This window comes from Granulicatella elegans ATCC 700633 (assembly GCF_000162475.2).
In the GTDB taxonomy this organism is placed as follows: Bacteria; Bacillota; Bacilli; order Lactobacillales; family Aerococcaceae; genus Granulicatella; species Granulicatella elegans.
The window spans coordinates 1,256,604-1,281,840 of the sequence record NZ_KI391971.1 but is presented as its reverse complement, the minus strand read 5'-3'; the positions used below and the strand labels follow the sequence as shown (position 1 = coordinate 1,281,840).

Annotated in this window: 16 protein-coding genes; 15 read left to right on the top strand and 1 reads right to left on the bottom strand. The window is 33.3% G+C overall.

What is annotated here, in order from left to right; genetic code table 11:
* Positions 1 to 475 precede the first annotated feature (475 nt).
* From HMPREF0446_RS06060 to pepF, 14 genes are all read left to right on the top strand, one after another.
* Positions 476 to 2,269: an oligopeptide ABC transporter substrate-binding protein gene (locus tag HMPREF0446_RS06060; RefSeq protein ID WP_020991399.1), complete on the top strand. Its 1,794-nt coding sequence runs from the start codon at positions 476 to 478 to the stop codon at positions 2,267 to 2,269.
* Between the two features lie 520 nt (positions 2,270 to 2,789).
* Positions 2,790 to 4,574 (top strand): oligopeptide ABC transporter substrate-binding protein, encoded by a 1,785-nt coding sequence (locus tag HMPREF0446_RS06055; RefSeq protein WP_006702276.1) that lies wholly within the window; start codon positions 2,790 to 2,792, stop codon positions 4,572 to 4,574.
* Between the two features lie 193 nt (positions 4,575 to 4,767).
* The gene (locus tag HMPREF0446_RS06050; protein WP_020991398.1) at positions 4,768 to 6,552 is read left to right on the top strand and encodes an oligopeptide ABC transporter substrate-binding protein; all 1,785 of its coding nucleotides are present in this window, start codon (positions 4,768 to 4,770) and stop codon (positions 6,550 to 6,552) included.
* A gap of 467 nt (positions 6,553 to 7,019) precedes the next feature.
* A complete protein-coding gene (locus HMPREF0446_RS06045; protein ID WP_006702278.1) occupies positions 7,020 to 8,804 on the top strand; it encodes an oligopeptide ABC transporter substrate-binding protein in 1,785 nt (594 codons plus the stop codon).
* A gap of 411 nt (positions 8,805 to 9,215) precedes the next feature.
* A complete protein-coding gene (locus HMPREF0446_RS06040; RefSeq protein WP_006702279.1) occupies positions 9,216 to 10,217 on the top strand; it encodes an ABC transporter ATP-binding protein in 1,002 nt (333 codons plus the stop codon).
* Positions 10,217 to 11,164, top strand: a complete 948-nt coding sequence (locus HMPREF0446_RS06035) for an ATP-binding cassette domain-containing protein (RefSeq protein ID WP_006702280.1) — start codon at positions 10,217 to 10,219, stop codon at positions 11,162 to 11,164. Before HMPREF0446_RS06040 ends, HMPREF0446_RS06035 begins: the two co-directional genes overlap by 1 nt.
* A gap of 3 nt (positions 11,165 to 11,167) precedes the next feature.
* Entirely contained in the window at positions 11,168 to 12,130 is a 963-nt protein-coding gene (gene opp4B / locus HMPREF0446_RS06030) for an oligopeptide ABC transporter permease (RefSeq protein ID WP_006702281.1), read from the top strand.
* A 17-nt stretch (positions 12,131 to 12,147) separates the two neighbouring features.
* The gene (locus HMPREF0446_RS06025; RefSeq protein ID WP_006702282.1) at positions 12,148 to 13,056 is read left to right on the top strand and encodes an ABC transporter permease; all 909 of its coding nucleotides are present in this window, start codon (positions 12,148 to 12,150) and stop codon (positions 13,054 to 13,056) included.
* Between the two features lie 341 nt (positions 13,057 to 13,397).
* Positions 13,398 to 13,832, top strand: coding sequence for a NusG domain II-containing protein (locus HMPREF0446_RS06020; protein WP_006702283.1), 435 nt, complete (start codon positions 13,398 to 13,400; stop codon positions 13,830 to 13,832).
* 1,002 nt (positions 13,833 to 14,834) lie between these two features.
* Positions 14,835 to 16,973, top strand: a complete 2,139-nt coding sequence (locus tag HMPREF0446_RS06015) for a transglycosylase domain-containing protein (RefSeq protein WP_006702284.1) — start codon at positions 14,835 to 14,837, stop codon at positions 16,971 to 16,973.
* A 128-nt stretch (positions 16,974 to 17,101) separates the two neighbouring features.
* On the top strand, positions 17,102 to 18,226 hold the full coding sequence (locus HMPREF0446_RS08160; RefSeq protein ID WP_006702285.1) for a CAP domain-containing protein: 1,125 nt from the start codon (positions 17,102 to 17,104) through the stop codon (positions 18,224 to 18,226).
* A gap of 127 nt (positions 18,227 to 18,353) precedes the next feature.
* On the top strand, positions 18,354 to 19,631 hold the full coding sequence (locus tag HMPREF0446_RS06005; RefSeq protein ID WP_006702286.1) for an MFS transporter: 1,278 nt from the start codon (positions 18,354 to 18,356) through the stop codon (positions 19,629 to 19,631).
* Complete coding sequence (locus tag HMPREF0446_RS06000; protein ID WP_006702287.1) at positions 19,621 to 20,694, top strand: helix-turn-helix domain-containing protein; 1,074 nt, start codon at positions 19,621 to 19,623, stop codon at positions 20,692 to 20,694. Before HMPREF0446_RS06005 ends, HMPREF0446_RS06000 begins: the two co-directional genes overlap by 11 nt.
* 43 nt (positions 20,695 to 20,737) lie before the next feature.
* Positions 20,738 to 22,543 carry an oligoendopeptidase F gene (gene pepF, locus HMPREF0446_RS05995; protein WP_006702288.1) on the top strand — a complete coding sequence of 602 codons (1,806 nt, stop codon included), beginning with the start codon at positions 20,738 to 20,740 and terminating at the stop codon, positions 22,541 to 22,543.
* A 273-nt stretch (positions 22,544 to 22,816) separates the two neighbouring features.
* Here pepF and HMPREF0446_RS05990 read toward each other — a convergent pair whose 3' ends face one another.
* Complete coding sequence (locus tag HMPREF0446_RS05990) at positions 22,817 to 23,812, bottom strand: biotin--[acetyl-CoA-carboxylase] ligase (protein WP_006702289.1); 996 nt, start codon at positions 23,810 to 23,812, stop codon at positions 22,817 to 22,819.
* A 161-nt stretch (positions 23,813 to 23,973) separates the two neighbouring features.
* On the opposite strand from HMPREF0446_RS05990, the gene HMPREF0446_RS05985 reads away from it, so the two are divergent.
* Positions 23,974 to 25,236, top strand: a complete 1,263-nt coding sequence (locus HMPREF0446_RS05985) for a UDP-N-acetylglucosamine 1-carboxyvinyltransferase (RefSeq protein WP_006702290.1) — start codon at positions 23,974 to 23,976, stop codon at positions 25,234 to 25,236.
* The last annotated feature ends 1 nt before the right edge of the window (position 25,237 follow it).

Sequence of the window (25,237 nt, the reverse complement as noted above, 5' to 3'; positions counted from 1 at the left end):
TCTCATGGCTAACTTACAGTGGGGAGTTTATTTTTTATATAAAAAATGTGTTTTTTGAATAATAGAAAAAATATTGTTAGTTGTTGATTTGATGCTGTTTTTTCAATGAATAAAAATTAATTTCGAAAAAAATCATAAAAAAGTAGTTGACAATCGATTTAAATCAGTGCATAATAAGCTCCATCACAAGAAAAGGAGTTAAGAACATGCATCAAGTATTCAAATTACAATTACAATTAAATACTCGTTGGCAAAGCCACTAGATACAGGTTGTTCTTAACGTACATTTTGTACATATAGATACAACCTTCATTGTCGTGAAATTGTATCTATGTGGCAAACTATAATTATGAATGAACTCGACCACGTAGATTCTAATACAATAGAACTTACGTGGTCTTTTTGTATACAGAGACCACTATGGTCTCTTATTTTTTTATCGAGTTCATTCGAAATGATTTACTTGGAGGATTTTATGAAGAAAAAAGGTCTATTATTTTTATCAACTGCAGCCGTAGCTGTAACATTAGCAGCTTGTGGCGGGAAAGGACAATCAAGTGATGCAACTACGACAAGTGCAAACCCACAACCAAAAATGAAATTTGCATCAGAGGTAACTCATGAAGGAACACCCATTAAAGGTGGAACATTAAAATATGCAATTGTTTCACCAGCTCCTTTTAAAGGGATCTTTATGGATGAATTAGCATCAGATTCAGTTGATTCACAAATTACATCTCAAATTGACAATACATTATTTGAATTTGATGATAACCGTCGATTAACTAATACAGGTTTAGCATCCGTTGAATTTGATATTGAAGGGAAAACTGCAACTGTCAAACTAAATTCAAAAGACTATAAATTTTCAGATGGACAACCTTTAACAATTGACGATTATATTTTTGCAATTGAAGCAATTGGCAATAAAGATTATACTGGCGTTCGATATAATGGCAATTATCAGAACATTGAAGGGATGGAACAATTCCATAGTGGTGAAGCTAGTTCAATTTCTGGAGTAGAAAAATTAGATGACTACTCCGTAAAAATTCACTTTAAACAAATGCGACCATCAATGCAATTAGCAGGAGGCTCGTTACCATCCTATGTATTACCAAAACATATCTTTTCTTCAATTCCTATCACTGAATGGGAGAAAAGTGAATATGTTCGTGGAACAAAAGGCGTAGGTATAGGACCATTTAAAATTGAATCAATTGTTCCAGGAGAATCCGTAACACTAGTACCAAATGAACATTTTTATAAAGGTCGTTCAAAAGTTGATAAAGTTGTGATGGAAGTTGTGTCTCCTGATACAGTTGTTTCTCAAGTAAAATCTGGTAATTATGATATTGCATCAATGCCAAGTTCGCAATTTGAAGCATATAAAGATTTAACAAATGTTTCCTTTATTAGTTCATTTGCTTCTCAATATGAATATATCGCATTCCATTTAGGAAAATTTGATAAAGAGCAAGGCAAAAATATTACAAATCCAAATGCTAAAATGAGTGACCCAGTATTACGTCAAGCAATCGCTTATGCAATTGACAATAATGCTTCTGGTGAAAGTATTTTTAATGGTTTACAAAGAGGAACAAACTCTATTATTATTCCATCTTTTAAAGATGTATATAATCCAAATCAAGAAGGATTTGATTATAATCCAGAAAAAGCTAAACAATTATTAGATGAAGCTGGTTATAAAGATACAGATGGCGATGGATTACGTGAAAATAAAGATGGTTCTAAATTATCAATCAACTTCGCAGCTCGTACTCGTGATGATGCAAATGAAGCGTTAATCCAACAATATTTATTATGGTTTAAAGAAGTCGGCTTAGACATTAAACTATATACAGGCCGTACGCTTGAACCGAGTCTATTCTATGAAAAAATTCAAGCAGATGATCCGGAAATTGATATGTTTGCGGGTGGATGGGGAATTGGTTATGATCCAAATCCAGCCAACTTATTTGGAGAAACAGCTAAATTCAACTTCTCTCGTTTTGTAAGTTCAGAGGGTAATGAGATTATTGGCAAGATTGGTTCTACTGAAGCATTCGATGAAGCGAAGAATGTGGAGTTCTTTAAACAATGGCAAAAATATGTTCACGACCAAGCCTTCATTTTCCCAACTTTAATTGGTGAATCTGTAACTGCCGTGAACAAGCGTGTGAAATTCATGAATTCTGAAATTGGTACGAAAGATGCTAAATCTGAATTGTATCAAATTGAATTGGTTTCGGAAAATTCTTTTAAATAATTTTATATGACTTCCCTGTAAGTAGTAAGGGACTCAAGCAGCCTCGCATTGCGAGTCTCATTGCTAAAAATCGAGCCTTGGTCTCGATTTTTCCCAGTACCAGTAGCCAATACAGTGGCTACTGGTACTTTTACTACTGCGGTAAGTCTATAGTTTGGGCATTCATTTATGCGAGTACGTTTTTGAATATGACTTTCTTGTAAGTGGTAAGGAATGCCAGCAGTTTAGCTAAAGTGAATCTCTTGGCTTATCTACTGCGATAAGTCTATGTATTTGCCTTGTTTAATACTAGTACGTATATAAATATGACTTCCCTCAAAGTGGAACTAAATGTGCTACTTTGAGGGAGTTTTTTTATTTTTCCACGATACAGAGACACTTTATTAGAAATTTATGTAATTATGAGTAAATAAAGTGAAAAAGATTAAAAAATTTGCTTTTATTTTAATTTATGATAGAATAATTTCGACATAAGGAGATGAGAACTTTATGTGGAATAAGAAATATTTGGAGGAATGAGATGAAGAAAAAGAATTGGTTATATGTAACAACAGCAGCAACAGTATTAGCTTTAGCAGCTTGTAGTTCTAATAAAGAAACAACAGCTTCTAAAACACCACTTGGAACACAAACAAAGTTTGCGACAGAAGCAATCAATGATGCAGAAGCTATTAAAGGTGGAACATTAAAATATGCTCTAGTAGCGTCTTCTGGCTTTAAAGGTGTTTTCATTGATGAATTAGCACAAGATTCATTAGACTCAACAATTAGTTCGCAAATTGATACAAGTATTTTTGAATTTGATGAAAATAGACAGTTAACAAATACTGGTTTAGCAAGTATTGATTATGATGTTGAAGGAAAATCAGTCACTGTTACATTAAATTCTAAAGATTATAAATGGTCAGACGGTCAACCTGTAACCATTGATGATTATATCTTCACTTATCAATCAATTGGTCATAAAGATTACACAGGTTCTCGTTATAATAGTAAATATGAAAATGTAGAAGGAATGAAAGAATTCCATGAAGGAAAAGCAGATTCAGTATCAGGATTAGAAAAAATTGATGACTATTCTGTAAAAATTCATTTCAAGGAAATGCGTCCTTCTATGAAATTGGCAGGTGGAGCATTAAATGCTTATATTATGCCGAAACATATTTTCTCTACAATTCCAGTTGCAGAATGGGATAAGAGTGAATATGTACGTGGAACTAAATTCGTTGGTTTAGGAGCATTCAAGTTAGAATCCATTATTCCTGGAGAATCAGTAACTTTAGTTCCTAATGAACATTACTATAAAGGTCGTGCCAAATTAGATAAAGTAGTAATGGAAATTGTATCTCCAGATAATATCGTTTCAGAAATGAAAGCAGGTAAATATGATATTGCTGAGATGCCAAATGCACAATATGAATCTTATAAAGATTTAACAAACGTAAACTTAGTAAGTACGTTTAAATCTTCATTTGAATATGTAGCTTTCCATTTAGGAAAATTTGACAAAGCAAGTGGTAAAAACATCACTGATCCAAATGCAAAAATGAGTGACCCAGTATTACGTCAAGCAATTGCTTATGCATTAGATATGGATACAGTAGGTGAAACACTTTACCATGGCTTACAACGTGGAACAAATTCAATTATTATTCCATTCTTCAAAGATGTATATAATGCAGAACAAGAAGGATTTAAATATAATCCAGAAAAAGCAAAACAAATGTTAGAAGAAGCTGGATATAAAGATGTTGATGGTGATGGAATTCGTGAAAATAAAGATGGTTCTCCATTAAGTATTACATTTGCGGCACGTACTCGTGATGATGCAAATGAATCATTAATTCAACAATACTTATTATGGTGGAAAGAAATTGGATTAGATGTTCAATTATATACTGGTCGTACAATTGAATCGAATAACTTCTATGAAAAAGTTCAAACAGATGATCCAGAAATTGATATGTTTGCAGCTGGATGGGGAACAGGGTTCGATCCAAACCCAGCAAACTTATTCGGTGAAACAGCTAAATTTAACTTTGCTCGCTTTGTAAGTGAAAAAGGAAATAACATCATTAATAACATTAGTTCAACAGAAGCATTTGATGATGCTAAAAATGTTGAATTCTACAAAGAATGGCAACAATACGTTCATGATGAAGCATTTATTTTCCCAACATTAGTAGGGGACTTAGTAACAGCTGTTAATAAGCGTGTGAAATATTATGATACGAAGATTGGAACAAGCAATTCAAAATCAGCATTGTATCAAATAGAAGTAGTATCAGATACTCAAGTTAAATAGTAAAATTTTTATGAAGACTTTTCCCATGGATATTCCCGTGAGAAAAGTCTTTTTCAGTTGAAAATGAGATAAAATGAAAATAAATTAAAAAAAGATTAAAAAATGCTTGCAAAATCCAAATTTTATGTTAATATAATAACATCTTAATTAAAAAATGAATTTTTAAAGAAGATTTTATTAAGGAGAGATGAAAATGATGAAAAGAAAATGGCTTTGGTTACCAACTGCTGCAGTAGCTTTAACATTAGCAGCTTGTGGTTCAAAAACTACAACAACTAAAACAACAACTGAGGGAGCAGACAAAACAAAATTTGTTTCTGAAGTAACTCATGATGGTGAACCAATTAAAGGTGGAACATTAAAATATGCGATTGTTTCAGCTTCACCTATTAATGGACTATTCATTGATGAATTAGCTTCTGATACAACAGATTCATCTGTAGCAGGAATGATTGATGAATCAATGTTTGAGTATGATGATAATCGTAAGTTAGTAAATTCAGGTTTAGCATCTATTTCATTTGATGTAGAAGGGAAAACAGCAACTGTTAAATTAAACTCTCAAGACTATAAATGGTCAGATGGAGAAAAATTTACAATTGATGACTATATTTTCACTTATGAAGGAATTGGTCACAAAGATTACACTGGTGTACGTTATGATGGAGATTTCAAAAACATTGAAGGAATGGATGAATACCACAAAGGTAAAGCTTCAACAATCTCTGGGTTAGAAAAATTAGATGATTACACAGTGAAAATTCACTATAAAGAAATGACACCTTCAATGCAATTAGCAGGTGGTTCAGTAAGTAGCTATGTTATGCCAAAACATGTATTCTCTAAAATTCCTGTAGCTGAATGGGAACAAAGTGATGCTGTTCGTGGTAAATCTAACGTTGGTCTAGGGGCGTATACAATCGAAACAATGGTTCCAGGAGAATCAGTAACATTTGTACCAAATGCTAACTATTATAAAGGTCGTTCAAATCTTGATAAAGTTGTAATGGAAGTTGTTTCTCCTGATAGTATCGTTTCAGAAATGAAAGCTGGTAAATATGATATTGCAAGTATGCCATCAGCTCAATACGATTCATTTAAAGATTTAACAAATGTAACTTTCGTAAGTTCATTACAATCACAATATGAATATATTGGATTCAAACTTGGTAAATGGGATAAAGAACAAGGTAAAAATATTGTAGATCCAAATGCTAAAATGAGTGATGTTGCTTTACGTCAAGCGATTGCTTATGCGATTGACCCAGATACAGCAGGTAAAAACTTGTATAATGGATTACAACATGGTACAAACTCAATTATCATTCCGTTCTTCAAAGATATTTATAACAAAGATCAAGAAGGATTTGATTATAACCCTGAAAAAGCTAAGAAATTATTAGATGATGCTGGTTATAAAGATGTAGATGGTGATGGATTACGTGAAAATAAAGATGGTTCTAAACTAAAAATCAACTTTGCTGCTCGTACTCGTGACGATGCGAATGAATCATTAATTCAACAATATTTATTATGGTGGAAAGAAGTTGGATTGGATGTTCAATTATATACTGGACGTACACTAGAAGTGAACAATTTCTATGATAAAGTTGAAGCAGATGATCCTGAAATTGATATGTTTGCTGCTGGATGGGCAACTGGATACGATCCAAATCCATCAGGATTATTCGGTGAAGATGCTAAATTCAATATGCAACGTTACACAAGTCCTGAAGGAAATACTTTAATTGAGAAAATTTCTTCAAATGAAGCATTTGATGATGCTAAAAACATCCAATTCTATAAAGAATGGCAAAAATATGTACACGATCAAGCGTTTATCTTCCCAACACTTACTGGTGAAAGTGTAACTGCTGTTAACAAACGTGTGAAATACTACGATAAAAAAATCGGTTCAAACCACGATGAATCTTCTATGATTAAATTGCAATTAACTGCAAATGAACCAGTAAAATAAGCCCACGTTTTTTCTCGACTCAGTGAAATACATTGAGTCGAGTTTTTTTGTTAGGGGCGAGCAATGATACTGTTTGCTGTAGCTAAGGACGCCAGCAGCTTCGCAATGCGAATCTCATGGCTAAACTTTGAGCCTATAGTCTCAAAGTTTCCTGCAATCAAATCCAATTTCTGGCTTTGATTGCTTGAGCTACAGCGGACAGTATCATTGCTCTTTTTGTATTGAGGGGACAGATAGAATCTGTTGTAGTTGATGACGCTAGCAGCCTCGCTTTTGCGAGTCTCATATTTGAGGTACAACTGAAAAATTTCTGGCTCTTTTTATATGAAAATGTTATGTAAGATTTTCATAGGGATTAATGAGGAGTTTATTAAAGTTTGGGAAGAATTTTATGTAAGCGCTTGAACGGTTGAGGTGTTGTGCTAAAATAGTAGTGGTAAAAATAAAACCAAAAAGGGTGGAAAATCATGAAAAAACAAAGCAAGGCAATCTTATCCTCACTTGCAGTAGTTGCTGTTTTAGGAGCTTGTTCTCCAAAAAACTCTACAAATGGGGCAAATGACTCAAATGCACAGGATAGAACATTTGCAAAGGAAGTTACTCATGAAGGAACACCAATAAAAGGCGGAACATTAAAGTATGCCATTGTAAGTGCATCTCCTTTTAATGGACTTTTTATTGATGAATTAGCTTCAGATTCAACAGATTCTGCATTAGCAGGCTATGTTGATGGAACAATGTTTGAATATGACGAAAATCGTAAGCTAGTCAATTCTGGTTTAGCATCACTTGAATTTGATGTTCCTAGAAAAACAGTGAAGGTAACATTGAATTCTAAAGATTATAAATGGTCTGATGGACAACCAGTTACCATTGATGACTATATCTTTACCTACGAAGGAATTGGAGATAAAGATTATACAGGTATTCGTTATGATGCGAATTACAAAAATATCGAAGGAATGGAAGAATTTCATAATGGACAAGCATCTAGTATTTCTGGCTTAGAAAAAATTGATGATTATTCAGTAAAAATTCATTATAAAGAAATGACTCCGTCTATGAAGTTAGCAGGTGGACCAATTAGTCCTTATATAATGCCAAAGCATATTTTTTCAACGATTCCTGTAAAAGATTGGGAACAAAGCGACTATGTTCGTGGAACAAAAGTAGTAGGGTTAGGGGCTTTTACCATTGAATCAATCGTTCCTGGTGAATCAGTGACTTATAAAGCAAATGAGTACTATTATAAAGGAAGACCAAAATTAGATAAGGTAGTAGCAGAACTTGTTTCTCCAGATAGCATTGTTTCTGAAATGAAAGCAGGTAAATATGATATAGCCTCGATGCCAAGAGCACAATTTGATACGTATAAAGATTTAACAAATGTTACTCTATTAGGTAGTGAAGACTCTGCTTATGAATATATTGCATTCCAATTAGGAAAATGGGATGAATCGATTGGAAAAAATGTCATGAATCCAAATTCAAAAATGTCTGACCCAGTTTTACGTCAAGCAATTGCATATGCATTAGATATCGATCAAGCCGGAAAGAGTTTATACAACGGATTACAACGTGGAACGAATTCATTAATTATTCCATTTTTCAAAGATGTTTATAACAAAGACCAAGAAGGGTTTTCTTATAATCCAGAAAAAGCAAAGAAAATGTTAGATGATGCAGGGTATAAAGATGTTGATGGAGATGGGTTAAGAGAAAATAAAGATGGTTCTAAATTAACCATTAATTTTATTGCTCGTACTCGTGATGATGCGAATGAATCCTTAATTCAACAATATTTATTATGGTGGAAAGAAATTGGATTAAATGTTCAATTAGTCAATGGTCGTACGATGGAAGTGAATAGTTTCTATGATAAAATAGAAGCAAATGATCCAGAAATTGATATGTATACTGCAGGATGGAATACAGGGTTTGACCCAGATCCAACAGGATTATATGGAGAAGATGCAAAATTTAACTTTACTCGCTTTGTAAGCAAGGAACAAACGGATATCTTCAATAAAATTAATTCTGAGGCTGCATTTGATGATGCTAAAAATATTGAATTTTATAAAGAATGGCAAAAATATGTACATGATCAAGCATATGTTTTCCCAACTTTAATTGGGGATCAAATTACTGCTGTGAATAAACGAGTGAAATATTATAGTACGGATATCGCTTCAAATAATAAAAAAAATGCGATTAATGAAATGGAATTAGTTGCGGATACTCCAGTCAAATAGGTTTAAGAAATTGACTTTTAGCAAGTAGTAAAGGACGCTAACTACTGTTAAAGGTCTTTTTCTAGTTATAATTATACGAAATAACTATAACTAGAAATAAGAAAAAATTAATTTTCCAAGCTTGAAAGAAAAAGTAAATAAAACATGCAATTTTGAAACCATTTTTATGAAGAAAATGAGGAAATAATTAAAAAAATCTATAGAAAATCATAGGAATTTTAAAAGAATCGTGGTAAAATAAGCATACGTTATTTTAAAAAATGGAATTGTCATACAATTTGCATTTTCGTTTGAAAATACGTATAATATCAATAATGTTTAAAAGAAAATTATTGAATTTGAAATAAAGTATGGCAGACATACGAAGGTTAAAATGTTAACCATTCGATTCAGACAAAGGAGGACGAAGATTTGGCTATCGATAAACCATTATTAGAAATCAACGATTTACATGTTGGATTTCGTATTAAAGATGATTTTTATGATGCAGTTGATGGTGTTTCATTATCATTAGAGAAAAATGAAATTTTAGCAATTGTAGGGGAATCTGGATGTGGTAAATCTACATTAGCAACAACTATTATGGGTTTACACAATAAATTAAACACAAAAATCACTGGGGACATTATTTATAATGATGTGAACTTAGTGAATTTAAATGAAACTTTATATAATAAAATTCGTGGAAATGACATTGGTATGATTTTCCAAGATCCATTGGCTTCATTAAACCCATTAATGACCATTGGTGCTCAAATTGACGAAGCGTTATTATATCATACAGATTTAGATGAAAAACAACGTACAGAACGTGTATTAGAATTACTTGCACAAGTAGGAATTCCAAATCCACAACGTACATTTAAACAATACCCACATGAATTATCAGGTGGGATGCGTCAACGTGTTGTAATTGCGATTGCATTATCATGTAAACCACCAATTATTATCGCTGACGAACCAACAACTGCGCTTGACGTAACAATTCAAGCACAAATCTTAGATTTATTAAATGAAATTCAAGCAGAAACACAATCAGGAATTATTTTAATTACGCACGACCTTGGGGTAGTTGCGGAAACAGCTGACCGTGTAGCCGTGATGTATGCTGGGCAATTCGTAGAAATTGCTCCTGTAGAGGAATTATTTACAAATCCTAAACATCCATATACTCGTTCATTATTACAATCAATTCCTCAAGCTGGTTCAGAAGGACAAGAATTACACGTAATTGAAGGTACAGTTCCTCCATTACCAAGCTTACCACGTACAGGATGCCGTTTTGCTCCTCGTATTCCATGGATTTCTGCTGAAGAACATGAAGAAAATCCAACATTACACGAAGTTGGCAAAGGCCATTTTGTTCGTTGTACATGTTATAAAAATTTCCATTTTGAAGGGGAGGAAGCATAATGGGTTTTGTTAGAATTGAAGACTTAAAAGTTCACTATCCAATTAGAAGTGGCTTCTTTAACCGAGTAACGGATCATGTTTACGCAGTTGATGGCGTTACATTGGAAATTGAAGAAGGAAAAACTTATGGACTTGTAGGTGAATCAGGTTCTGGTAAATCAACAATCGGTAAAGCAATTATCGGTTTAGAGCCAGTAACTAGCGGTAAAGTATTATATGAAGGTCAAGATGTGACAAATAAAGCACGTCGTCGTACTTCTGATTACAACCGTAATGTACAAATGATTTTCCAAGATTCATTATCAAGTTTTAATCCTAAAAAACGTATTTTAGATATCGTGGCTGAGCCATTACGTAACTTCGATCGTTTGTCTCCAGAAGAAGAACGTCGTAAAGTTATCGAATTAATGGAAATTATTGGTTTATCTGAAGAAGCATTATTAAAATACCCTCACCAATTCTCTGGTGGACAACGTCAACGTATTGGGGTAGCTCGTGCATTAGCAAGTAATCCACGTTTAATTATTGCCGATGAACCAGTATCTGCTTTGGACTTATCTGTACAAGCGCAAGTATTAAACTATATGAAACGTATTCAAGATGAATTTAACTTAAGTTATTTATTCATCTCTCATGACCTTGGGGTTGTAAAACACATGTGTGATGAATTATTCATTATGTATCGTGGACGTTTTGTTGAAACAGGAAAAGCAAATGATATTTATGCAGACCCTCAACATATTTATACAAAACGTTTATTATCAGCCATTCCAGTTATTGACCCAGTAAACCGTGAAGCGAACAAACTACGTCGTATTGAAGCTGAGAAATTCTATCAAGAAAATCAAACAATGTACTATGACGAAAATGGTCGTGTATTCGATTTACAACAATTGTCAGATTCGCATTTTGTTGCGTTGAATCCGTCAGCAAAGGGAGGTAACTAGACTATGTGGAAAACTATATTACGTCGTGTGCTACTAATGTTGCCACAAATTTTAATTTTAAGTTTATTAGCATTCTTAATTGCTAAGATGATGCCAGGGGATCCATTTACAGGTTTAATTACTCCTGAAACAGACCCAAATACGATTGAAGCTTTACGTGTGAAAGCTGGATTCTATGATCCATGGTATATTCAATATGTTCGTTGGATGGGTAAAGCATTACAAGGAGACTTTGGACAAAGTTATACTTATAAATATGCTGTTACTAAATTAATTGGTGAACGTATTGGTAACACAGTTTGGTTATCATTATTAACATTAATTTTAACGTATTTAATTGCATTACCTTTAGGGATGGTTGCAGGACGTTATCAAAACTCATGGGCAGATAAGTTAATCGTTGTGTATAACTTCATTACTTATTCGATTCCAACATTCGTATTTGCCTTAATCCTATTATGGTTATTTGGTTATACATTAGGTTGGTTCCCAACTCGTGGTTCAGTTGATTCAGGTGTATCACCAGGATCTATTGGTTATTTAATTAATCGATTCCACCACTTATTATTACCAGCATTAACAATGGCGATTTTATCAACAACTGGTACAGTTCAATATTTAAGAACTGGGGTAATTGATGCGAAGAGTCAAGACTATGTTCGTACAGCTCGTGCTAAAGGGGTTCCTGAAAAAGTTGTATTTAACCGTCACATTTTCCGTAACTCAATTTTACCAATCGCTGCCTTCTTAGGATATGAATTCACAGGCTTAATCGGTGGTTCAGTATTTATTGAAAACATCTTCTCATATCCAGGAATGGGGAACTTATTCGTAAGTTCAATTTCATCTCGTGACTATTCTGTTATCTTAGCGTTGTTATTACTATTTGGTACAGCAACACTATTAGGAACATTATTATCTGATATTATTATGAGTATTGTTGACCCTAGGGTTCGCGTACAATAGAAAAGGAGGAGTAGCAAATGGCGCAAGATAAAAAAGATGTAACAAAAGAAAGCACCGTATCTACCCCACCTACTGGGTTCCAGGTTATTGTGCGAGAATTTTTAAAAGATAAAATTGCTCTTGCAGCATTAATTATCTTAACTTTAATTTTCTTATTTATTTACATTGGTCCGTTCTTCATTAATGAAGCAACTGCTTTGAAAGTAAATATTTTACAACGTTATAAAGCACCAGGTGTGAACGGTTATTTATTAGGTTCTGATGAAGGTGGTCGTGATGTATTCGCGATGTTAGTTATCGGGGCTCGTAACTCTGTAACAATTGGTTTCACTATTACAATTTTAACTTGTATTATCGGGATTATCGTTGGTTTAATTTCTGGTTACTATGGTAAATGGGTTGATACTACATTAATGCGTATTGTTGATTTCATCATGATTTTACCAACATTAATGATTATCATCGTATTCGTAACAGTTATTCCAAACTATACATTATTCCACTTTATTTTAATTATGACATTGTTCTACTGGGTTGGTTCAGCTCGTTTATTCAGAACTCGTACGTTACAAGAAGCTAGTTTAGATTATGTAAATGCGTCTAAGACTTTAGGTTCTAGTGATTTACAAATTATGTTCCGTGAGATTTTACCTAACATTAGTTCATTAATCATTGTTAACTTAATTTTACGTTTAGCAGGAAATATCGGTATTGAAACTGGTTTAACATACTTAGGTTTCGGTTTACCATATACAACTCCTTCTTTAGGAACATTAATTTCTGCAGCGAAAACGCAAGATATTATTGAAAATAAAATGTGGGTATGGTTACCTGCAACAATTTTAATCTTAGTAATGATGTTATGTATCAACTACATTGGACAAGCGTTCCAACGTGCAGCGGATGCTCGCCAACGTCTAGGTTAATATTTCGAATTAGACTTCTCTATATAGTAGTAAAGGACGGCAGCAAACCTTCGGTTTCATGCCTAAACTTTGAGCCTAAGGTCACAAAGTTTCCTAGTACAAGTAGCCAAAAGAGGCTACTTGTACGCTTACTACTATGAGAAGTCTTTTCTGTTTTATCAGAAGTTTTAGGAGAGTGCGTAATAAATTAGACTTCTCTATATAGTAGTAATGGATGACAGCAAACCTTCGGTTTCATGGCTAAGCTACTATAGGAAAGTCTTTTTTGTTTTACCTTTTTGGTTGTGTAATTTTTTATTTTTTTGTAAAATAGAAGGGCTAATAATTTTAATGGAGGATTTATGAAAGAGAAATTTAAGAAATATCAGTATTTAGTGAAGCCTTATGACATTATTATTGTAATTGCCTTATTTATTTTATCGTTTTTACCAAATGCAATTTTTGCAGTACAACAGATGACGACTCCAACTGAAGAAGCAAAGATTTATGCTGTTGTTACGATTAATGGTGAAGAAGTTCAACGTTTTGAATTAAAAGAAGATACTCCACGAGAGGAATTTATTTATTTCCCTAGTGATGATCAATATAATATTATTGAAGTAGATGGGACTAGAATTAGAGATAAGGAAGATAATAGTCCTGACCAAATTGCCGTAAAAACTGGTTGGATTTCAAGAGTGGGGCAAACGAGTATTTGTTTGCCACATGGGTTGATGATTGAGATTGTTTCAACACAGGATCCTACCGAAGAAACGGATACTATCATTCCCCTGTAAAAGGAACAGAATTTGACTTCCCTGTATAGTAGTATAGGACGCCAGCAAACCTACGGTTTCATGGCTAAACTTTGAGCCTAAGGTCTCAAAGTTTCCTAGTACAAGTAGCCAAAAGGCTACTTGTACGCATACTACTATGGGAAGTCTATTCTGTTTTAACGGATATTTATGAGGGTACGAATAAAACATAGACTTCTTTATATAGTAGTATAGGATGCCAGTAGCCTCGCAAAAGCGAGTCTCATTGCTAAATTTTGAGCCTCGGTCTCAAAATTTCCTAGTAACATTAGCCACGAGTGTGGCTGCTGTTACGTATACTGCTATAAGAAGTCTATTCTTCTTTAACGGATATTTATGAGGGTGTGCATAAAAGTTAGACTTCTTTTATAGTAGTATAGGACGCCAGTAGCCCCTATGGGTCTCTTGGCTAAAATTTGAGCCTTGGTCTCAAAATTTCTTAGTAACAGTAGCCACAAGTGTGGCTGCTGTTACGCATACTACTATGGGAAGTCTATTCTGTTTTAACGGATATTTTTGGGAATGCGGATAAGATTTAGACTTCTTTCATAATTGCGAAGGACGGCAGCAAATTCGGAATGCGGATAAGATTTAGACTTCTTTCATAATTGCGAAGGACGGCAGCAAACCTTCGGTTTCATGGCTAAACTTTGAGCCTAAGGTTTCAAAGTTTCTTAGTACAAGTAGCCACAAGTGTGGCTGCTGTTACGCATACTACTATGGGAAGTCTATTCTGTTTTAATGGATATTTATGAGAATACGGATAAGAGTTAGACTTCTTTCATAGTTACGAAGGACGGCAGTAGTGCCTGTGGGTTTCCTAGTGCTATGAGAAGTCTTTTTTGTTGTTTAATAAATGGTAAAATATTGTTCTATAATTTGTCAGCTAAATTTATTCGTGATACGATAGTAGTACATGTATGTAATATACCTTACACGTATATAAGGTCTATACATTGAAATTAATAGAAATGAGAGAATTTTATGAATGAAAATCAACCATTAGAACCTCAAAGAATTCCTTCTCGTCATGATAAAATGGAAGAAGAAATTGGTTCAACTGATAAATGGTATAAAAAAATATGGAATCATCCTTGGTTTAAAAATTTTAGAGAATTTTGGAAAAAATTTCACCTAACTAAATTGTTTTTAACCGTATTTCTAACATTTACAGCGTTCTTTTTAACTTATTTAGTTTATGGAGCAAAAACTGCTGATGTAAGTGGATTAAGAGCAGGAATGATTCAAGAAACTGTGATCTATGATGAAGCTGGTCAAGAAGCTGGGGCATTAAATATTTCCAAAGCAGAGTACGTACCTTTGAACGAAATCTCAACATTTATGAAAGATGCAGTAATATCAACAGAAGATAAGCGTTTCTATCATCATAAAGGTTTTGACTTAGTTGGGATTTTACGTGCATTTGCTGGAGTGATTATTCACCGAGGAAATATAGTTGGTGGAGGAAGTACATTAACGCAACAATTAGCAAAAAATACATTTTTAACTTTAGATCAAACTTTGATGCGTAAAGCAAAAGAATTATTTTTAAGTCTTGAAATTGAAAAACATTATACAAAAGATCAAATTTTTGAAATGTATTTAAATAATGCTTATTTTGGAAATGGAGCTTATGGTATTGAAAATGCAGCAAGGCGTTATTTTGGAAAAAGTGCTGCAAACTTATCATTAAGTGAATCTGCAATTTTAGCGGGTGCTTTAAAGGCACCAAGTTATTATAATCCAATTGACAATTATGATGCTACACTAAAAAGACGTGCAACTGTATTGAGTTTAATGGTGAATAACGGAAAAATTAGTGAGCAAGATGCAAATATTGCAGGAGAATCTGAAATTTCACTTGTTGATAATTATGTAGCTAATTCAAGATATCGTTATCCTTATTATTTTGATGCGGTTATTAATGAAATCACTCAAAATTATGGTATTAAGGAAGAGGATTTATTTAATAAAGGGTATCGTATCTATACTGGATTAAATCAAAAACTGCAAGCGGATATGGAAGAAACTTTTGGAAATACACAATTATATCCTGCTTATGATGATGGAACAAAAGCTCAAGCAGCCTCTATTGCTATGGAACCTCAAACGGGAAATGTGTTAGCAGTAGTTGGAGGAAGAATTGATGGTTCAGGAAAACATACTTTTAGAGGATTTAATCGTGCGACTCAAATGAAAGTTCAACCTGGTTCAACTTTTAAACCATTAGCAGTCTATACTCTTGCATTAGAAGAAGGATATGAACCTAATTCAACATTAATAGATGAAAAACGTTCGTACGGTCCAGAAAAATATACTCCAGAAAACTGGAATCATCAAAATAAAGGTACGGTAACAATGACAGAAGCGCTAAGTTTAAGTTGGAATGCTCCAGCAGTATGGTTATTGGATCAATTAGGTTTGAAAAAAGGAGTTGAAAAAGTTCATCAATTTGGAATTTCAACAGTTCCAGAGGATGAGTATTTAGGAATTGCTTTAGGGGGATTAACAAAAGGAGTTTCTCCAATGGAAATGGCATCAGCTTATACAACATTTGCAAATAAGGGTGTTCGTGCTAAGGGGAGATTTGTGACTAAAATTGTTGATGCTACTGGTGCTGTTATTGTTGATAACACAACTCCTCAAACTAATAAAGTAACGAGTGAAAGTGTTGCAGATAAAATGACAAGTATGTTATTAACCGTATATGCACCTGGTGGTGGTGGAGCTAATGCTGCTCCTGCAGGTTATACCATTGCAGGTAAAACGGGTACTACTGAAACGGTTAATGGAGAAGATGGAGCAAGAGATCAATGGATGATCGGTTATACTCCAGATATGGTAGTAGCAACATGGATGGGTTATGATGATTCTGCTAAATATTCATTAGCTGTATCAAGTACTCATGGAGTGGGACCATTATTCCAATTAGAAATGTACGGTTTATTAAGTACATCTTCTAAAAATACACCATTTAATGTTAAACCTGCTGTTGCAAATCAAAAGAACACTTCACCTGTGAATGTAGATGAAATCATTCAAAAAGCAGAAGAAACAGGAAAGCAAATATGGTCTAAAGTTCAAGAGTGGACAGGACAATTATGGAAAAAAGTTGGACAATAGATGAGTAAGGATGAAAAAATTACTTTTTCAACTAAAAAATAAATTGTAATCAATTTGTTATATAACTGCTCATGAAATGCAATCAAAGAAGTGTATAATTGACAGAAAGATTAAATAGGGGGAAATCTATGAAACATAAAAAGTTATTATTAGGCTGTCTTTCAGCGTTAACACTATTTACTGTTGGAACATATGCAAATACAACTACAGCATATGCTGAAGATACAGTAGTTAGTGGGAAATACATTTCTGATAGTAAAGAAGCGATTATTAATCGAATCAATGAAATTCGTAAAGAAGCTTATGAAGAAGGTTTAGTAGATCGATATGTACCTATTAAATGGTCAACAGCTTTAGAAAAAATTGCTGAAATTCGTTCAGTAGAAGCTTCTGTTTTACTTGCCCATAGTCGTCCAAATGGAGAAAGTGATCCATTTAGTATTGTTAAAGATAATGTGAGAAGTTATGGTGAAAATTTAGCTTGGAATAGCACAGGAGTTTTAGAAGGAATTGAATATTTCTATGGTGAAAAAGCTGCTTATGTGAAATCAACAGTGAATCATCAACCATTAGAAGTTGGAGAACAAACAGGACATTATTGGAATTTAATTCGTCCAGATTTTACGCATACAGCATTAGTTGCTTTCCAAAAGGATGGTAAAGGTGTAATTACGGCTCAAGCATTTACCAATACGGAATGGTTAAAAGGAAATGGCTTTGATACTAATTTATCAGAAGACTATTTAGGTCATAATGGTGAAGCATCAGTCAACATTACAACTGGTGGTAAAATTGCAAAAGCCTCTTCTAAACAAACAAAAACTGTAAAACAAGCAAATACAACTGTAGAAAATAAAGTAGTTGCTACATCTACAAGTCAGCAGAAAGAAACAACAACTGTTTTAAATGGTTGGTCAGATCGTAGTTATTATAAAAATGGAGAAAAGGTCATTTCTCAATGGATTTATGATGCGAATTATTCTAGTTGGTTCTATCTAGATGCAAATGGAGAATATCTAGAAAATGTTTGGAAGGGCGATTACTATTTAGAAGCTGGCGGTTATATGGCTAGTGGAGAATGGGTCTATGATGCCAATTATCAAAACTGGTTCTACTTGCATGGTAATGGAAAATATGCTCGTGACTATTGGAAAGATTCATACTATTTAGGGCAAAATGGAGCATTAGTTCGTGATACATGGATTGGAAGCTACTATGTAGACGCAACAGGTAAATGGAATCCAGAAATGTAATTGAATGGAATGTCAACAAAAATTAGAATTTTATCTAATTTTTGTTGACATTTTTTGTTTCTAGCAGTAAACTTCTAATTAAGTTAGATGTTTATCTAATTTATTGTGAAAGTGAGGTTGATATTTTATGGATATCATATTTAATAATGCAAATTTTAGAAAATTATGGTTTAGTAGTACATTTGCAGGAGCAGCGAGTAATATCATTCAATATGCTTTGTCGCTCTATGTGTTAGATAAGACAGGTTCTGCAACAGCTTTTGCCAGTATTCTTTCGATTATTATCTTCCCTAGAATACTATTTTCGCCAATTGCAGGTGTGTGGGGAGATAGAGTGGATCGACAAAAAGGTCTAGTATATACAACACTGATGACGGTTATTACGTTATTGATTTTTGGAGTGGGGACTTATGTAACAAGTAATTTATCTCTTGTAGCGATTTATGTTTTGGTCATTATTTTAGAATTAGTAGAAGTTTTTCAATCGGGTCCAATGATGAGTGTTTTGCCTGCAATTGTAGAAGAAAATCAATTAGCTCTAGCGAATACTTGGATGCAAGTGGATAATGGAATTGTAAATATTATTACACCATTTGTAGCTGCATTCATTTATTCGACTTTTTCTATTACAGGTTCTTTATTCATTTCAGGAAGTATTTTATTTTTGACAATGATTGGTTATGTATTTATGAAAATTCCTGAGCGTAAAGTTCAAAAACAAATGGATGATGAGCAATCTGTTGTGAATAGTTTTTGGACAGATTTCAAAGAGGGAATTAAAATTGCGTTTGATATTCCAAATCTTATTATTATTGTATTGCTTGCATTATTTATTAATTTTTTAATGTCTCCTATTTTTGGTATTGTCATTACTTACTTTATCAGGGTGACGTTGGAATTTTCAAATACAGAATTTAGTATGTTTCAATCATTTGTAGCAGTAGTGAGTATGATTTCTCCATTAATTGCGTATCGTTTAATCAAAGACAGTAAAGAACCCGTTCACTTATTATTAAAATATACTGGGGGATTTGTTGTTGGATTATTTGTGGTTATGTGTGGAACAATGGCTCGTGATATTTTTTCAATGAATCAAAGGATGTCGTTAGCTGGTATTCTTGTTGGATTTATCCTTGTTTCTGTTTTAGCAACGTATATTAATATTCAATTATCAACTTTAGGTGCTAAAATGGTTCCAGAAGAATATTTAGGAAGAATTGGAACAACGATGGGGATGTTAGCTACGATTTCTGTTCCAATTGGGCAGTTAGTATTTGGAATTATTTTAGATAATTTTAATGCTACAGTTTGTTTAATTGTTTCGATTGTGGGATTAGTGGTATTCTTAATAGTAGCGAATCGAATGTATCAAGATTCTAGTCAGGAGGGGGAAAATGCAATTTAAACAAGAGCAGATGGAGTTTGTCAATCAACTGCTATATCCAATATTAATATTGAAAAAGGATCGAGATGAAGAACGACCTTCATCACCTTTAGAAGAGCAATTAGAAGTTATTGTAGAAGAAATGAGACATATGAGTGTTCCTTTGGAACCTTATAAAGATAATATTCTCTATTTCTATAAGGATGATGCTTTACGAATGTTTTTCGTTAATGTGAAAAATGTACTCCGTTATCATTCTTTTGATGAGTATGCTGAAGCTTTACATTCGATGGATGAAGGTCAAATTAAGCAACGATTGATGACAAATATTGTAAAGCAAGATGAAGAAGAGGTAGAAGTAGAAGAAAAAGTTCAAGAGTTATTAGGAAATCAATTTGCATTTCTAGATTTTTTAAAAAATTTACCGATTGTTGATACTGTACGTTGGAATTACTTTACGATTATGTCAGAGCCTAAAAAGTTTGTTGAAGATTTTATTTCTTTGCATCAAAAACTGAAGCCAATTTTTGAAAAAGTGTATGCAGAATATTTACCGATTTTAGAAAAATCTTATACGGAATTTGAAGCTACGATTCATGAGCATCCAACGATTTTAGCAGAGGCTTTTACTGGAACAAAGGAAATTGAAGAAATTGACTGGACATCGGATGAAATTTCAGTCATTCCAACCTTATTATTATCTGATTTCTATTTTCAAGATTCTGAACTCTTAATACTAGGGGCAAAATCATTAGAAGTCATTCAACATGTCATCCAAACAAGATTGGATAAACAACAAGAACGTATTAATGTCTTCAAAAATTTAGGGGATAAAACAAGGTATCAAATTTTTTGCGAGATTGCAAAGGGTACAAAGAGTGTGAAAGGAATTGCGGAACAATTAGGCATTACTTCGGCAACTGTTTCGTATCATATTAATGAATTAGTCTTATCTAATTTAGTCGTTCATGGTTGGAATAAGAAGGATTGTACGCATGCAATCCATACGGAATTGATTACAGAAGTGATGAATGGATTAATGGAAGATAGTTTCATGACGAATACACTAGAGAATGAAAAATAATATGCTATAATAGCAATACAAAAGAATGTATGGAGGGATACACATGAGTGATGTAAAATTAGTAAAACGTAGTGAAGTCGATCAATCCATTACTTGGGATATGAGTTTGTTATATCCAAGTGATGAAGCATATCGTACAACATTAAAGGAAACAGAAGCTCAATTAAAGAGTTTTAAAGAAAAATATGAGGATAAATTAGCAGATTTAGAAGTATTAACTGTGGCTACTGAAGAATATGAAGCATTATATGAAACATTTTACCGTTTATCTCATTACGCAGAATTACCAATGACTGTAGATCGTTTCAATGATACAGTAGTTGAAAATGCAACATTATTTGAACAATTAGCTAGTGCTTGGGCACAAAATATGAGTTTCTATGATACTGAAATTGTAGGATTAGACGAAAGTTTATTACGCCAATTTGTAGCAGAAAAACGTTCGGATTTAGCATACTTTATTGAAAAAATTATTCGTGTTAAAGCACATACTTTATCCAAAGATGCAGAACAAGTTTTATCAAATATGTCTAGTCTACCAAGTTTCTATCAATTATATGAAGTAACAAAACATGAAGATATGGAATTTGACTCATTTGAAGCTGATGGAAAAACGTATGAAAATAGTTTCGTATTATATGAAAACTTACATGAAATGGATAATCATACAGAAGTTCGTCGTAATGCAGCAAAAAGTTTTTATAAAACATTAAATCGTTACAAAAATACAGTTGCGAATGAATATATTTCAACTATTAAAAATGAAAAAATGATTGCAACGATGCGTGGATTTGATAGCGTTATTGATTACTTATTAGAAAAACAAGATGGAGATCGTGAATTATATGATCGTCAAATTCGTACATTAATGACAGATTTAGCACCACATATTCAACGTTATATTCGTTTATTAGCAAGAGAACATCATATTCAAGATATGCAATTTGCAGATTGTAAAATTAATTTGGATCCTGATTTTGAAGTGGATATGTCCATTGAAGAATCTAGAGACTATTTGAAGAAAGCTCTTGGAATTTTAGGGGAAGATTATAAAGATATGATTGATGAAAGTTACGACAAACGTTGGACTGACTTCCCTCAAAATATTGGTAAGAGCACAGGTGGATTCTGTGCGACTGTTCCAAAAGTAGCTAGCTATATTTTATTATCATGGACTGGAAAAATGAATGAAGTATTCGTATTAGCCCATGAATTAGGACATGCCTACCACTTTAAACGTGTTGGAGAAGAGTTAACAATGTTTAATAATGAATGTTCATTATACTTTGTAGAAGCTCCATCAACTTGTAATGAAGTTATTGTATCAAATTATTTATTAAAAAATAGCACAGATGCTCGTTTCAAACGTTGGGTTATTAGTAATATGATTAGTCGTACTTATTTCCATAATATGGTAACTCACTATTTAGAAGCAGTATTCCAAGATCGTATTTATAAAATGGTAGATAATAATGAAATGTTAAATGCAGATGTGTTATCTAAAGTAAAACGTGAAGTGATGGAAGAATTCTTCGGGGATAGTCTTGTTGTCAATGAAGGAGCAGAGCTAACTTGGATGCGTCAACCTCACTATTATATGGGATTGTATCCATATACTTATTCTGCTGGTTTAACAATTGGTACAGCAATTGCGAATAAGATTGAGGAAGATCCTTCTCAAGCTCAAGTTTGGAAAGATACATTAGCATTAGGTGGTAGCCTTTCTGCGAAAGATTTAGCACGTCATGCTGGGTGTGATGTTTCAACAGAACAACCACTAAAAGAAGCCATTGCTTATGTAGGAAAATTAGTGGATCAATTATACGAATTGACAGATGAGTTAAAATAGGACTTATCTGAAGTAGCAAAGGACGGCAGCAGCCTCGCTTGTGCGAGTCTCATGCCTAAATTTCGAGCCTAGGTCTCGAAATTTCCTTATGGAAGAAGCCAATTGTTGGCTTCTTCCATTTTTGCTACTGCGAAAGTCCATTTTACTCGGACGGAAATTTATGAGAGAGCGTAAAAAATAAGACTTGTCTGAAGTAGCAAAGGAAAAAAGAAGCTCTGCTTTGGCGGAGCTTCTTTTTCTATATAACTATTGACAAACCTATAAATTATTTAATTATTTCGTACGAATACTTACCTCTCCATATGATAATGAGTGTAAAGTGTTATCCTCTTTTTCGATAATTAAATGTCCATTTTCATCAATATCTTTTGCAAAAGCATCATAAACTAGGTTTCCTTCTATAACTTTGACAGATTTTCCAATGACATTAGAATGTTCCTTATAAGACTTGATAAAGTCTCTTTTGGAAAGATTTTGATAATAAAATGCCCATTTTTCTAAAAATGTCGCAATAAATTGATTACGATTAAAAGAATGTGCTTCATATTCCTTTCTAGAAGAAAAAATGCTTCCTACAATAGAATGTAATTCTTTCGGAAAGGACTGAGGATTTTCAATAAGATTGATTCCCATTCCAACAATGAGTGCTTGAACTTGTTGAGACTCAAAATCACTAATCACTTCTGTTAGAATTCCTCCAACTTTTTTATCTTGATAAAATAAATCATTTACCCATTTGATATTTAGAGATTTTCCCGTTAATTCTTCTAGTGTTTCAACACAGGCTACTGCTGTTGCACAAGTAATGAGAGATAAGTCTTCCAATGCTATAGTAGGGAATAAACAAAGGCTAATGTATAAACCTGTTTTAGATGGAGAAACAAATTTTCTTCCTAAACGACCTCTACCAGCGGTTTGTTCTTCACTTATAAAGATAGCAGGAGTAGTGGAGTTCTGATTTGCATAAAGTTTTGCTAAATCATTCGTTGAAGTCGTACTTTCCATTGTTTGAATGACCCAATCGATTGGATGATGCTGTTGAATAAGTTCTTGGTTGATTTGTTGTTCTGATAATACGTCGTTATTTTCAGATAATGTATATCCTTTATTCGTAGAAGAATCGATAGCATAGCCTTCTTTTTTCAGTGATTGGATGGCTTTCCAGATTGAAGTTCGAGATTTATTTAAGGCTAGTGCCATTTTTTCTCCGGAAATTGGTTCGCCAGAATTTTCTTGAAGATAGAGTAAAACAGCTTCTTTTGTTTTCATAAAAAATCCCCCTTTATTTGATTCAAATTGTATAAAGATTCAGTAATATTGTCAACTTTACTTTTGATTAGGGATGACAATGATAAATGTAGTTTTAAGTATGCCTTTTTGTAAAGGCATGGTATAATGGAAGAGAAGATGTTATGAGAGGATTTGAATCAATGAGAAAATTAGTCATTAATGGAGGAAAACCGCTAACTGGTGAAGTAACGATTAGTGGTGCTAAAAATAGTACAGTAGCATTAATTCCTGCTGCTATTTTAGCGTCAGAACCAGTTGTATTAGAAGGTGTTCCAGATATTCAAGATGTCGCTGCATTAATTGAAATTTTGAGCGATTTTAATGTTCATACTACTTTTGAAGAAGGAGTATTAACAATTGATCCAACAAATATGTTATCCATTCCAATGCCAAGTGGAAAAATTCAAAGTATGAGAGCTTCTTATTATTTTATGGGAGCAACTCTTGCAAAATTTGGTGAAGGGGTTGTTGGACTTCCTGGAGGATGTTTCTTAGGACCAAGACCAATTGATCAACATATTAAAGGATTCAAAGCATTAGGAGCAGATGTTCGTAATGAAATGGGAGCTATTTATTTGTCTACAAATGGACAAGGCTTAACAGGAACTCGTATTTATATGGACGTTGTATCAGTAGGAGCAACGATTAATGTTTTATTAGCAGCTGTTCGTGCAAAAGGTAAAACGATTATTGAAAATGCTGCAAGAGAACCTGAGATTATTGATGTCGTTAATTTATTGAATAAAATGGGTGCCAATATTAAAGGTGCTGGTACTAGTGTGATTCGTATTGAAGGCGTAGATGAATTACACGGATGTCGTCACACGATTATTCCAGATAGAATCGAAGCAGGTACATATTTATCAATTGCAGCAGCAGTAGGTGAAGGCGTAACTGTTAAAAATGTCATTTTTGAACATATTGAAGGCTTACTTGCAAAAATGGAAGAAATGGGCGTGAAAATGACCATCGGAGAAGAAGATATTTATGTGGCTCCTTCTAAAGATTTAAAAGCAGTAAGTATTAAAACATTACCTTATCCTGGTTTTGCAACAGATTTACAACAGCCAATTACTCCATTGTTAATGAAAGCAACTGGAGAAGCAAAAATTATTGATACAATTTATCCAAAACGTGTCAATCATATTCCTGAATTAAATCGTATGGGAGCTTTAGGACGTGTAGAAAATGATGTCATTTCAATTACTGGTCCAACTCCATTAACGGGTTGTGAAGTTGCAGCGAGTGATTTAAGAGCTGGAGCAGCGTTAGTCATTGCAGGTTTAATGGCTCAAGGTACAACGAAGATTAGCAATATTGAACATATTTTAAGAGGATATTCTCATATTGTAGAAAATCTACAACAATTAGGTGCCGATATTCAAATGATTGAAGAGGATTAAA